General features: G+C 44.6%; 6 protein-coding genes. 4 read left to right on the forward strand and 2 right to left on the reverse strand.

What is annotated here, in order from left to right; all coding sequences use genetic code 11:
• The first annotated feature begins 586 nt into the window (after positions 1-586).
• The 4 genes from FX988_RS09085 to FX988_RS09100 all read left to right on the forward strand — a co-directional run bounded on the left by FX988_RS09085 (position 587) and on the right by FX988_RS09100 (position 9,269).
• Positions 587-4,297, forward strand: a complete 3,711-nt coding sequence (locus FX988_RS09085; RefSeq protein WP_160179315.1) for a TonB-dependent receptor — start codon at positions 587-589, stop codon at positions 4,295-4,297.
• Between the two features lie 79 nt (positions 4,298-4,376).
• Positions 4,377-6,125: an Ig-like domain-containing protein gene (locus FX988_RS09090; RefSeq protein ID WP_160179316.1), complete on the forward strand. Its 1,749-nt coding sequence runs from the start codon at positions 4,377-4,379 to the stop codon at positions 6,123-6,125.
• A 313-nt stretch (positions 6,126-6,438) separates the two neighbouring features.
• Positions 6,439-8,865: an alpha-amylase family protein gene (locus FX988_RS09095; protein WP_160179317.1), complete on the forward strand. Its 2,427-nt coding sequence runs from the start codon at positions 6,439-6,441 to the stop codon at positions 8,863-8,865.
• A gap of 194 nt (positions 8,866-9,059) precedes the next feature.
• Entirely contained in the window at positions 9,060-9,269 is a 210-nt protein-coding gene (locus FX988_RS09100; protein WP_160179318.1) for a hypothetical protein, read from the forward strand.
• 26 nt (positions 9,270-9,295) lie between these two features.
• Here FX988_RS09100 and FX988_RS09105 read toward each other — a convergent pair whose 3' ends face one another.
• Positions 9,296-10,243 carry a family 16 glycosylhydrolase gene (locus tag FX988_RS09105; protein ID WP_254700786.1) on the reverse strand — a complete coding sequence of 316 codons (948 nt, stop codon included), beginning with the start codon at positions 10,241-10,243 and terminating at the stop codon, positions 9,296-9,298.
• A gap of 143 nt (positions 10,244-10,386) precedes the next feature.
• Entirely contained in the window at positions 10,387-13,014 is a 2,628-nt protein-coding gene (locus FX988_RS09110; protein ID WP_160179320.1) for a hypothetical protein, read from the reverse strand.
• Between the last annotated feature and the right edge of the window lie 45 nt (positions 13,015-13,059).

Here is a 13,059-nt window from a genome sequence, read left to right on the forward strand (position 1 = left end):
TTATGCACAACATGTAAACATATGATGTTTATACATGCAATATCTTTTATTTTTTGTAGTGATTTTCGATGACGGGTAAAAAACATCACAAGTCACCTCAGCATGAAGCAGATTGGCAACGCTTACTTTCTGCGCAGGGCCGTCAATACCGTTTCCCCATTTAGTTCCTAAAGTGACTCTTAGATTGTTGGGTTTAGTTGTTGGGTTTAGTTGTTGGGTTTGGTTGTTATAAGAAATCGCTAAAAATCACCTAAAACGACTGCAATGTTAATAATTAGTTAAAAACATATTGCCTAGATAAACATCATATGTTTATATTTATATTCGAATTGTAACAAGCTATATCGAACGGGTTAGAACGTGACGCATCACAAAGGATTGAGTAAACCGAGTAATAGCCTTTGAGCATCAGTCACAAGATAGCGCGAAAAACATACATGAGCGGATGAATCTCCCTCTTTGTTAGCAAATGATGCAAACGGCATCGACCGTTAACTTTAGATGGAATTCAAATGACGAGGTAAGGCACACACAACTTTCTTCTGAATACGCATGTAAATATTTAAAAATGAACGTGGGAAATATCATGAGAACACATTTTAAATTAAACGCTCTTTCAGTAGCGATCATGACGACATTGCTAAGCACGCATAGCGTCGCTCAGGAATCTGTCCAACAGCCGTCTGAGATCCCCCAAAAAGAAGAGCTATCGGAAGAAGACATCGAAGTTATCGACGTGACAGGCTTTCGCAGTAGTTTAGTTAAATCAATGAACCAAAAACGCTTCTCTGATAGTGTCAGCGATTCTATTCATGCAGAAGATGTTGGTAAATCTACCGATCAAAACATTGCAGATGCCTTATCTCGAGTGACCGGCGTGACGGTTCAAGAAGAAGCTGGTGAAGGTACACGCATATCAGTGCGTGGCGCGGGGCCTTCTTTAAATCAAATTTCGATTAACGGCGTGGCATTAACCGGCGGGATCAGTAACGATGGTTCTAATAACAATGCGACCAATAATAATAGTGTAGATTTAAGCTCGTTCTCATCAGATATTCTCTCCTCAATTGACGTGGTTAAAACCGCAGCAGCTGATCAAGATGAAGGCTCACTAGGGGCAAATATTGTGCTTAAAACAATAAGACCTCTGGATTTAAGAAAACCACGCAGATCTTTCACCATTGAAGGTCGCTACAACGAATTTGCCGACGATAATGATTTTAGAATAAACGGTAGTTTTGCCGATAAGTACTTTGACGAAAAGCTCGGTTTTATTATCACCGCATCTCGAGATGCGCAAAATACCCGCCAAGACCGCATCAACACCGACTTTGAAACCGGCGCGATTGCGATCAATGATTTAAACGATGGCGGACGAACAGCAACAGATAAAGCAACCGGCAAACCAATACGTGTCTTAGGTTACCAGCGTGATGATCAAGGAAACGTGTTGCGAGATGATAGTGGCCAGCCCTTAGTCAACCCTATCGAAAGCTTAGTTGATTATGATCCCGAAACACAGCAACTGGTGGAAGGAGACCTGTACGTTTTAGCCAGAGATATGGTTAACTTCGGCTTGAATACGGATAAGCGAGAGCGTTTTTCAGTATCAACGGGCTTACAGTATCGTCCAACTGATAAAACCGATATTCAATGGGATGTAACCTATACCAAGCAAGATATATTGCAAGATAATCACAGTGTTAACATGAACATTGCGCCCTTGGTATTGATTCACCCGGACGACGATAATACCGCGCTAAATGTGGTTGATCTTGATACCAACACGTTAGAGCGCTCCACCAGCCGTTCAATAGGTGGCACGACGAACCGCACCACAGGTTTAAGAGAAATAGAGACCAAAGTAAGTACTTTGGATATTACACATCATTTAACCGACAACTTTACGGTTAATTTAGTTGCTGGTTATTCACGCACTTCAGATGAAACGCCAGATGATGATGAAAAAAACAGATTCTTATCAGTTGGTACAGCTCAATGGGGCACTGCAGGCAGAAACGCAGTAGAAGCGCAGCCTGAGGATATCCTAGAGCTAGTTGGTTATGACTGCTCAACTGGCTCTACAGCTGATTGTGATTACTTTAGTGGCTCTACCCTTGCGCAATTTGATGCGTTCGATGGTTCAGTCACGTCGGTAACCAGCCGCTTCAATCCTTTCGATTTAGAGCACAATCATTTGGGACAGCTCCTCTTTCGCAAGAACGAGCTGACAGATACCAACAAATCGATTTTTTTAAACTTTGATTGGGTGCTGGATTATGAGCACGTCAGATCCGTGGAATTCGGCGCAAAATGGGCTGACCGCTCACGGGACGTCAATATAGAGAACACCCGGATCACCAATGGTGAAGACCTAATAGATGTGGATGACCCGTCTGCCCCGTTTGAAGTAAGGGGCCTTGCGACCATTCGTGTTGCCGACTTTATCAGCGGCGATGCATTCCCGTACAACAATTTTGCTGAAGATTTGCAGGCGAATCGCAGTAATCCCCTGTTTGCAGGCTGGCCTTTACTAGACGCTGAAAAAGCCCTTGAACTCGTAGGCGGTAAAGACGCTGGTGAACTAGGGGTAAACCGTTCTCGCGCAGGTAGTCGTCAAATCGAAACGGAAACAATGGCCGCGTATGTCAAAACCAATTTTGAATTTTTTGACGGTAAACTCACCGGTAATATTGGTGTGCGTTACGTTCGTGATGAATCAGAGGCCACCGGCTTAGGTGGTATTAACTACATCAGATTTCCTCAGATGCTTGACCCTTATGACTTAATCGTCACCAGAGGGCTGGCTAATATAAACAACCCGGCTTGTCCTGAAGCAATTCCCAGTAATGGTGACACGCGCTTTACCCCAGAAAACAATGATCAATTAAGAAACTGTTGGGCATTTGCCGTAACCCATGGCTACAACTTCAACAATCAAGCAACTATTCCATTTGACCCATCCACAGGTCAATTTCTTATTCCCGGTGCGGACGGCCAAACGGGTCCTGATGTGAACAGACTGCTCTTTGTCGATGATGCGGGCAACATCATCACGAGCAATGCGCTGCCCTCGCAAGTGTATGACCAGAATGGTAATTTGGTCCCTACAAGTCCATCAACTTGGGCTCGGTTTAACTCAAATGGGTGGATTTGGCCTTACCTAGATAGAAGTACCGCCTTCACTGGTCCTAATGGCACAGGTCAAGAAGTCCAGCAACGGGAAGCTCCCGTAACAGACACGGGTACAAACGACATCTGGTTACCAAGTTTGTCGCTCAACTATGCGTTGAATGATGAAACCATTCTGCGCTTTGCTGCGACAAAAACCATGACGCGCCCAAGTTTTGATTCTTTAAATCCAGGTAACAGCATCCGTGAACAACAGTTTGGCCCAGGTAACGGACGCGCCGGTAACACCCAGTTAAAGAACTTAACCTCAACTAACTTTGATTTCTCATATGAATGGTATTTCAACGAGTCTGGCTTGCTGTCTGCCGCGTTGTTTTACAAAGACATGAAAGACTTTGAAGAAACTATCATTACGCCATTTCACTACCGGGATGTACGGGATCAGATAAACCTTGAAAGTGCTGATTTATTGCTTGACTTCGATCCTAACCGTACGCCAGGGGATGAAGACAACTGCCATCCTCTGCGCTATGCAGCCGGTTTCTTTGATAAGTGGACAATTGAATGTGATGTGGTCAATGTTGCCACGGTGACAAACGGTGATGGTGCCACCATCAAAGGCCTAGAATTGGGTTACACCCAAAACTACACCATGTTACCCGGGTTATTATCAGCGCTAGGTGTCAGCATGAACTACACCTATCAAGACTCAGAATCTGAAGCACAGGAGATTGGTTCTACGGGTCGCTTCCTAAGACCGTTACCCCAACCCTTCACGCCTCAGCACTCAGCCAACATGACCATTTATTGGGAGAAAGATGGCATCCAGTTGCGCTTGGCAAATCGTTACACAGATGTCCAAGCGGTGTCGCGTAATAATGGTGGAGCGATATGGCAAGAAGCCAGTAACCGTCTCGACTTCAGCGGCAGCTACGCCATCAATAAAAACCTAACGGTAACGTTCAATGCATTGAATATAACCGACGAAACTAGACGCAATTTTTACACCGCCTCAGGCGCTGTCGATGCGGCAAATTTAAGTTCTCAAGAAGTGGTATTGGATGAAGGTAATGTCTTTGATGACAGCAGCATAACCACCAATAGAACGGTAGCTTTATTCAAAACAGGGCGTCAGTTCCGAATTGGTCTGCGCGGCACCTTTTAAACGCGTTGCTCTACTACACGATTGAATAGGTTGGGCATGTTCTGCCCAACCATAGATAACAGAATTCTGGAGAAGTAAGATGAAAAAACACTTACTAGTAAATAAAATAACAGCCGCAATGCTCAGTACAATTTTAGCCGGTTGCGGTGGTGGAACTGACAAAGGTTATGATCCTGACTTTGGTGCATCTGCCGCAGTCACATTTGATGCCCCTGAAATTACGGCTTCGTTTGATGAAGAAACAGGCAATCAAGAAGTCGATTTATTAGCAGGGGCAACCGCGGATGGTCAACCATTAACTGGTACAATTAATATTTCCGACTTTAATTTTACGGTAGATCAAAACTTTGTGACCCCCCAAGTCAGAGGCAACGGTCTGGCCAATCAAACCGTTTCACCTTTTTTTGAACAAGACGGCAAGCTAATTATAGATACCGATAAGTTCTCTGATCATTTAAGCTCCTGTGACAGTACCGATGTATCTGGCGGGCCACTAGACGAAAATGACAACCCAACCCCAGATGGGTTCTTAGACTCCCCTCCTCAAGTAACCTATACAATTGATTTTGCGGTAGATAATGGCTTTGAACTCGCGCCAGGGGAAGTTCTCCCTCGACGTACATTAACCCTAACAATGAACGCCGTTTTCGATGAGGTGGAAAGCGTTACAGCGGAACCTTTACGAGTTTTGATGGGAGAAGAAGCCCAATTATTCGCCACCGTTTTGCCCGAAAAAGCCTGCTCACAAGGATTGAGCTACTCAATAGCAGACCCGTCTATTGCGACGATTGACGACAATGGCAATATCACCACAGTGCAAGCAGGTGAAACCACAGTCACCGTCACCAGCACCGACTCTCCCGATAAGTCCATAACTGTCGCTTTAGAAGTCTTTTCGGAATTTACCTTAGCGATTACCAATAGAGACCTTGACAGTAATGGTTTACCAAGCGATATGAAAGAGGTGCCTGCTTGCGTAACCGCAGGTTTTAACGTTAGCCCAACACCTGCTTTTGGTGATAGTTTAAACGGCGACTATACATATAACTGGACATCAAACAACGACATAGACTTCCCCGCCACATCAATCAGTTATGGTGAAAATGGCGTGGGTATGTACACAGTGGGCGATGCATCTACTGTCGGCTTTACGTTCGATGCAAGTGTATCTCTTGAGTCTGGTGACACAGGTTCGACCGATATAGCTGACGTGGCTGAGCAAAGTATCAATGCAACCGTTGTCAGAAACCTCATGTGTGACACAGGTGTGTCCGCTCACCCCGCGGGCTTTAACACTGACTTCAACTTAGATGGGGTTGGTGCACCTTGGAGAGGGGGTGTGGTAAATATATCAACCGATAGCCTATCGGGCAGTGCGCTTGAAGTGACAGCCGGTGAGGGAGAAGCGACTAAAATCCTCCAACAGGTGTTTAACAAGCAAAGAAATTGGCACAGCGCCACATACGGTTTGGGTACAAGCTCTATTGGTCAGAGCTATAAGTATTCGGTTTGGGTGAAGCTCCCAGTCATGCCCACAGAAGATATCACCCTCAAGCATGTCATTTTAGCATGGACATATGAGGGCGGCCCCAGCGGACCTGGTTTTGATTTTAGAAGACCAACGGCAGGGATTTTATCGGCCACGTTGCAAAAAACCACACAGTGGCAATTGGTTGAATTTGTTAATGAAGCAACAGACGAAAGAGAATGGTCCGTACCACCCCAGTGGAATGTTTCAACCGATGTTTTCCAATTCTGGGAAATCTACGGCCTACCTGAAGGTGAGAAGATTTTACTCGATGAATACGCGGTGATCCCCCTGCAATAATAGTCACCGAATAACTGCCCCGTAAACAAAACACCACACCCGACGTCATTCTGGTGTGGTGTGGTGTTTTGTATCTGGTGCAGTTTTGTCATTCAGCACCCATGTTTTGACTCTGCATCGAAAAGCCCAGTAATAATACCATTTCACTTTCCCGCTTTCGCCAGTATTAGACAAAATAGAAAGATAGCAATGACCGCCTATTGATACATATGATGTTTGCATATATGATACATTAAACCCTAAATGCTAACATTTACGATCAGTAATTTAACATGCTGCGATGCACGCTATGCTAAAGCAGTAGGAGAACAACATGAAACGTCACTTTTTAGGAGCATGCATTGCTTCTGCACTATTGCTAAGCACAGGTTGTAGCCAATCAATCGAAACCCAAAAGACGTCGAGTCAAGCCGCTCAACAGTCGGACGCTATCAGTCCGCTAGAACAAGAGGCGCGAGCAAAATTAGCCACCCTGAAAAGCATGATGGATGAAGCTCGCGCAAAAAATATCGACGTAACCAGAGAAGAAACTCTCGTTTGGTTTTCTGAACAATTTATTAAGTTCGCGAACTGGGATGAAGCCAACCCAGAAGCCATTGAGGCAGCATTTGGTTACGAACGCTATTATGCACCGAACAAAGCAGAATTAGCCGCGACATTACCTGATTTTGAGCGTACAAAAGTAAACGAAATTTTGGAAAAAGGTATCGCGGTGCTCGAACAAGTACTACGCGGTGAAATTAAACGCCGACCAGTGAACAAAGTTGACTGGCAGGGGACAAAAGCCGGCGACAATATGTTTGTTAGTCATGGGAAACCTATCTTCCCATACGATTATTTTTCTAAAACTGTGGGACAACCACTGACTAACACTGATATATACAATGATCATTTAGGCGCCTTGTATCACGGTGGTGAAAACCTTTATCCGGTTGACCACGACCGCGCCATTAACTCTTTCCTTCTAAAAGAAGATGGTACGTTTGACCAGGCTTTGCTCAAAGAATTAACCGATATTCCAGACACCAATATTGGCTTTTTGTACTATTGGATCATGGGGATCCCTGAATGGGTAGAAAAACAAGAGCCAGAAGTACGTAAAGGCCGTTCTTTATTTACCGGATTTGACATCGATAATCCATTAGCGCGTGACGTATGGGGTAAAATCATTCGTAAAACCGGCGAGCTAACCAAAGGTAAAAAGGTCACTGAATTAGGCTTTGTACTTGCAAACGAGCCACACTGGTTTGCGGAGAAAGATTTTTGGACCGCACCATTTCACGAGATGACATCCATTTCATCTTACACTTTGAACAAATTCCGCAGTTGGCTTGAGCACAAATACGCCGGAGATTTAGCCGAGCTCAATGCCAATTGGAAAACAAACTTCGCTAGTTTCAGCGAGGTAACCATTGAAATCCCTATCGACTCGGCTCTGCAAGGCCAGCCAATTTGGTATGATTGGTCACGCTATAACATGGACCGAAGCACGGATTGGTTTACCTATGTACAAAATGAACTGCATTCAGTAAACCCTGATGCAGACACTCATATTAAAATCATGCCTCGCATGTTTATGGACAACGTACGTTCTGGTGGCATAGATACAGAAGCATTAGCCGAGCTAACCACCATGGTCGGACACGATGCTAAATCTTTGGGCAGTAAGAATATTAGGCCAGGTAAGTCCTCTAAATGGCTAGAAAAATACGCCTATTACTGGGGATATGTCGCTATGTTCCACGATTTTATGGAATCTGTCGCGCCGGACAAAATCAACGTTAACTCAGAATCTCATTTCTTGTCCTCTGGTCAATGGCGTGATCTAGACACCCGTACCAGTTACGTACGCAGTGTATATTGGTTAGCCACATTGTTAGGAATGGACGCTAACACAGGTTGGTTCTGGGCACGAGATCCTGATGGTTCACCGGAAGATCGCTTAGAGGGTGAATTAGACTTTTTTGACCCAGGTTTAGCGGGTGCATATGCAGGTTCAAACAATATGCAGCCTCATGTGACGAACGAAGTGACTCAAGTCATGTTCGATTTAAATAGTTTCTCAGAAGAAATTATCGAGCTACGTGAGCAACCACGCCCCTTACGCATGTTTTATTCTGAGACAACAGCCATTAACACTGACGATTACATGACCAAAAGTTATGCCCTATACGAGTCACTGTTTTTTGAAGGCTTTCCTATGGGATTTGTGACTAAAAATATCATAGAGAAACAAGACAACGCCCAATGGGACACAGTTGTGGTCTACAACAACCCATATGTCAGTGACGCTGAATTTGCCGCTTTGCAGTCCTATCTCAATACCGGTGGCACCATTATTGTAGACGCACAAAGCTTGTCATTGAATGAATATGGTCAAAAGCGAAGCGACAAGCTTGTAGCCGCTAAGGGCAAGCTCGTTCAGCTACCAGATGAAGCGAATATCACCGATATCAAGCAACGAGCATTAGCCGAAGTGGCGGATGCTATGCCTGAGGTGATGATCAAAGAAGATAATGGCGAAGCGTTTAAGACCACAACATGGCGTTCAGTGAAACAAGCTGACGGCAGTTACTTAGTTAATATTCTTAACGTCGGCCACAATACTGCTCAGCTAGATTTGTCACTCGCCAATGGCAAGCCAGTCACCATTACCAATATGATGACCAGCAATCCAATGGACAGTCATTTTGAGCTTGAATCCGAAGGCGTATTGCTGCTAAGTGTCTCTGCTCAGTAATCTACTTTGACGCTTATAACGTGATCAAAAACGGCCATCTTGCTAGCAAGATGGCCGTTTCTTTTTAACTGATCATTTTTCATGCTAAATGATACCAATTCCATTAAATAGAATGATGACCAAATACACAGCCAAGCACGTTGAAATCAGCACCGACTAAAGAGGTGTACACGTTTAACATTCAGAGGTAACCCATGACGTCAGCCAAATACTACGTGTTGTTCTTTCTAGTCTGCCTACTGTCAGCCTGCGTTCAACACACACCAACGAAAAACGAATGGCATAAACTTTTCAATGGCCACGATCTCAGCGGCTGGAGTGCAAAAATTTATCATCATGAGCTCGGAGATAATTTCGCTGATACCTTTCGGGTCGAAAATGGCTTACTGAGGGTGTGTGGATAGAGCAAAAAAAGTATCGGTAGCGGACATCATCGCCCTAGGTGATGTGGCTTTTGCCACACGCGAATGTATTCCACCTCGAAGTCCACAACGCCATCATTTTTCAGGTGCTCCGGGCTGTTCTTTTCTAAATCCTCTTTGCTGTTGGGGTAGCCATGCCAAGGAAATGTTTCCATGTCTAACCATAAATTAATCGGCTTTGTCGCCACGTAACCATTGTAATTATCGGGCAAACCTTCACGGTTTTTTTTAGCCCACGCGGTAACGCGTTCACTACTGACCGAAGACAGTAATTTGCCATCCACGTAGTACTTCACCCCTTGTTCATCCCATTCGATTCCATAAACATGAAAGTCATCCGCCATTCTAAAACCTAGGTCTTTTCGTTCCGTATAACTAGGCTTCCCACCGACGGGCTTCTTCCAGTCACGAATTGACCACCACAATTCACTGTCCAAGTGATCTTTGGCTGGGTCTTCACGGCTATCCCCAAATGACTCGAAAAAGTCAAACTCTACCCCTGTCCCCATAGACCAAAATGCACTGGTGATTTCTGCATCTGCAGATTTACTCTTGATTTCTATATAGCCATAGGTAAAGGCTCGACGATTTATCAAACATGGCACGGTAATGTTTTCATGCTTCATCGCTTCACCGAATACTGGCTTTCTAATTTCATCAGTGAACGGAAAATCAGGCTCCCAACGGGCTTCCAACATCAGCTTTCCCTCTTCCAAGCGGTGATTTCGCCCAGAAAATTGCGACGGCGCCCTCCCCTTCCAAACCCATTTATCGGGTTTATCTGGGTGTATGTACTGAGGTTGACCGTCTTTAAATTTTCCGACGATAAACCAGCGGTCTTCATCAAGACTGCTTTCATTGAACTCATCACTGACAAAGGTATTTAAGGTCCACTGCCCGTTGTTGTCCGGATCAGACAGGGGTAAAAGAGCTTGCGCATTGATTTGACTTGGCATCGTCAAAGCGCAGCTCATTATCAAAAGTGGTGCACAACATCGCCTATTTTTTATCATCGACTTACCTGTTTATTTGCATACCAGCGGAACCATCAACCTAGTTAATGACACCGCTAGATGCAGATTGGAATGCGTTACAAGGATTATTTATAAATGAAATCTGTGGCCGGTGTACCATTTGGATTACGCATATCACCACGATATAAAATCAGCGTATCTTCAGGTAAACCGTCAGAAAGGATATTCGCCTCAGAGAAATCCACAGGATAAAACCCCTCTTTTGCAGACTGGTTGCCCACTTCACTTTCAGACAGCATTGACAGGGCTAAAACGGGTGCCGTTGGAAATATTTTGTACCAGCGAGTACCTGATGGATTGTCAAAATCATCTGGGGTCAAAGCCGCTAATTGTTCTGGGGTTTGTTGCCCAATTACTTTTTTCTGTTGTAAATCATTGCGCGTAAGTTGCTCGACGGTTTTCCCGTTTAGATCCGCCAAATATTTTCTGTTTGCATCGGTGATGAGGTAGGTAATATTATTTCCCACCTCAGCAACAGGAGCTTCAAATACCGTTTGTCTAAGGACAATGTCTCCTTTGATAACTAAATTGTTTATACGACCACGAGTGAGGTCACGACAGCGAGCCTTACAGTTAAATGAGCCTTTACCAACGAGCAGCGCGGTTCCGCTATCAATCGCTTCGATATTTTCAACACTAATATCTTTCATTACTTTTGAATGGGGTTTTAACCATACTCCAGTGAAACCATTGGTGACTTTCACATTAGATATCGCGATTTTATTCATTGACGACAAATAAGGGCCGGAACGATTAAAATTATCGTTATCCGTACCATTTCCTGCTTCAACACGTACCCCTATTCCATTGAATGCCTCAATATTGTCGATCTCAATCCAGTCACCACCGTATACTTGCACCACACCGTATCCAGTATGTGCGTGGCTCGCTTTGATGTTTTTGATCGAACCTTTGACGGGAGTACGTCCGTATGTTGGGTTACGGCGAATAGCGAACATGTCTGCTATTTTGTCCCCTGAATCGTTGATAAAATCCCCTCTTTCATTCGTCGCTAATGGGATATTGGCTGGATTCATAGGTCTATTTAGATTAGGGCTACCTTCAGGATTTTTTACATAGCGATTTTCCAAAAAAATGGGCTCGGGACCAAAACGATAGGCAAATGCACCATCTTTGTAATCGGCGTCAGCAAACATCTGTACAGCAACCGACTCGGTGTGATTGTCTTCGATATTGATATCTGAAATTGCGAAGTTCTTCACATAAAATAATCCAATAGGAATTGCACGGGTTAGATTCACCACGCCATTCCCATTCCCGCCGTTCATATATCCATAGTTGTGCGGCATGTTAGTAACCGCATCAATAGTGAATTTTTCGCCCGCAACGGTGGAACGAACCTCAACATTCTCAACGCGATTTGCGAGCAAATTCCCCGGTCCATTACTGCGACCAAAGGAAAATAAAAATTGTCGGTTAGGTTTATTCTTATTTTTGTGGTCATTTTTACTGGTGGGATAAAGGTCTTCTTTGATCCCACGCATTTCTAACACTACACTCGGCTCAACCTCGATACGTACGTTAGAAGGCACGGCAATATGAGACAAGCTAAAACGATTTTGACCATTCGCATTGGCGCGCAAAATAACCACACCACCGTCTGTTTCCTTTCGTGCTTTATTTAATGCTGATTTGAGACGCGAGGTATCATTAACCGTATCAACAAACTCACTTTCAGCGAAGAGCGTTGTGGGGCTATCATCAAAGACGCGATTTTCAAAAAAGCCAACATTGACGGTCGTCACGCCGTTTTCATCTGTGTAACCGTTGTAACCTGATAAATCAGTGTCTAGCATGGTCTCAGCATCCGGATCAGGCTCTGGTACGGGTTCTGAATCGCTGACTTGGCGCAATAAGGTAAGCTGGCTAATTGCTAAATTCGCGCCTGGAGCAGTTCGAAAACGAAAGCGAATTTTGCTTGCAGTTACGTTTGCATTGGCTTTGAAGGTATTTACACCTGGGCTAGCATCACGCCAACTTTGAAGCACGACCCAACCACTATCTGTTTTATGCGCGGCCTCCCAGCTGGTCACTTGAGTTTGCGCAGAGTCACCTTGTTTAAAGCTAAAAACAAGATTATCACTTGGTGTGATATCAAAGATAATATACACATTGCTATTGGCTGCGCCAACGAGTGTCGCAATTGCATCCTCAGAAGCATTTCCCTCAACAACGCTTGCCAACGCTGTGCGTTGCCAATGTGAACTGGGTGCCATATTCGCTACGGATAATAAATTTTCAGCGGGCTCTGGTGACGACACAAATTGCTGTAGTTGCGCGCTATAACTAAGTGGGCCGCGCTTTATCTTAAAGTAAATTTGAGTCTGCTCACTGGGTGAAGCAATGTCAAAATAAGGTAAACCATTTTCGGTAGTGCCATCAGCGTCTAGCACCTCATGGCTGCTGTCAGTCACGACCAACCGTAAACGTTCTGAAAGTGCTGAAAAGTCAGCTTTAATCTGGTTGTAGGTGTAGTACCCTACTCGGCGTTTGGTGTATCGTTCACTTTGCTCTACACTCGCCGACTCAACCGTTACCCAGCTACCATCTTCGGTAGCATAAGCGTTAAATGACAGGTGACAGAGCAGTGCCATCAAAATCAAACGCATCGTTCCCGTTAGGGCAGCGTCTAGCGCGGGCAAATAAGCCCGGTGCACATTCGAATTAAACATCTTTGTTCTCCAATGAATCAAAAAATGGGGGCGACGCCATTTGCG

The organism is Paraglaciecola mesophila (assembly GCF_009906955.1).
GTDB lineage: Bacteria > Pseudomonadota > Gammaproteobacteria > Enterobacterales > Alteromonadaceae > Paraglaciecola > Paraglaciecola mesophila_A.